General features: G+C 71.5%; 1 pseudogene. It reads left to right on the forward strand.

From position 1 onward, the window contains the following. Positions 1-78: 78 nt before the first annotated feature. Positions 79-1,136: pseudogene (locus tag N864_RS22475) on the forward strand (glycogen debranching protein GlgX); the annotation flags it as partial.

Below are 1,136 nucleotides of genomic sequence, written 5' to 3' on the forward strand. Positions count from 1 at the left end.
AACCGGAGTTTGCGCTCGCTCGACGGGGGGGAAGCGGGTCGGCGCGTCCGTCGCGGGGGCGGCCTTATCCTGACGGGCATGCCCACCACGCCCCCCGACGTACCGCCGCCGCACGGCGTGCACCTCACTGCGGAGGGGGCCGTCTTCAGCGTCCACGCCTCACGGGCGGAGGCGGTCGAGGTGTGCCTGTTCGACCGGGCGCCCGACGGCAGCGAGGTCGAACGGCGCGTGCCCCTGCGTCACCAGGTGTACGGGACCTGGTTCGACACGATCGAGGGCGTCGGGGCCGGGCAGCGCTACGGCTTCCGGGTGGCCGGTCCCTGGGTCCCCGAGCTCGCCCTGCGGCACAACCCGGCCAAGCTGCTGATGGACCCGTACGCCCGCGCCATCGAGGGCGCGGTCACCGTCGCGCCACCCGCCTATGCCCACCACGTCGGCGCCGACCTCAAGGGCGACCTCAGCGTGCGCGACGACCGCGACTCAGCGGCATACGTCCCGCGCTGTGTCGTCGTGGACGACGCGTTCGACTGGGGCGGCGACACGCCGCCGCGCCACCGGCTCTGCGACTCGGTGATCTACGAGGTGCACGTCAAGAACGCGACCCGACTGCACCCCGGCGTGCCGGAGCAGCTGCGCGGCACCTATGCGGGCCTGGCCCACCCCGCCTTCGTCGACCACCTCACCTCGCTCGGCGTCACCGCGGTCGAGCTGCTGCCGGTGCACGCCTTCACCCACGAGCCCGAGTTGGTCCTGCGCGGCCTGACCAACCACTGGGGCTACAACACGCTCGGCTTCTTCGCCCCCCACGCGGCCTACGCCAGCGCGACGGACCCCCAAGGCGTCCTCGACGAGTTCAAGGGCATGGTGAAGATCCTCCACGCCGCCGGCATCGAGGTGCTTCTCGACGTGGTCTACAACCACACGGCCGAGCAGGGGCAGGACGGTATGACCCTCAGCTGGCGGGGGCTGGACCAGCGCGCCTACTACCGGCTCGACGAACAGGGCCGCGACATCGACGTGACCGGGTGCGGCAACACCGTCGACCTCAACCAGGTCGTCACGACCCGGATGGTGCTCGACTCGCTGCGCTACTGGGTCACCGAGCTGCACGTCGACGGCTTCCGCTTCGACCTCGC

The organism is Intrasporangium chromatireducens Q5-1, assembly GCF_000576575.1.
In the GTDB taxonomy this organism is placed as follows: Bacteria; Actinomycetota; Actinomycetes; order Actinomycetales; family Dermatophilaceae; genus Intrasporangium_A; species Intrasporangium_A chromatireducens.